Annotated in this window: 1 protein-coding gene; it reads right to left on the bottom strand. The window is 63.9% G+C overall.

Annotated elements, in window-relative coordinates:
* On the bottom strand, nt 1-227 hold a 227-nt coding region (locus AC0L3P_RS40400; RefSeq protein WP_473309508.1), incomplete at both ends, for a transposase.

Raw genomic sequence — 227 nt, forward strand, 5'->3', positions numbered from 1 at the left:
GAACTGGCTGCCCTGGTCGGTGTTGAAAATCTCCGGCGTGCCGTACTTCGCCAGCGCCTCTTCCAAAGCCGCCACGCAGAACGAGACGTCCATCGTGTTCGACAGCCGCCACGCCAGAACCGCACGGCTCGCCCAGTCGATGATCGCGATGAGATAGAGAAAGCCGCGCCCGATGGGCAGATACGTGATGACGGCCGCCCACGCCTGGTTCGGCCGGTCGATCGTCA

The sequence above is a fragment of the Bradyrhizobium sp. WSM4874 genome (genome assembly GCF_055811835.1).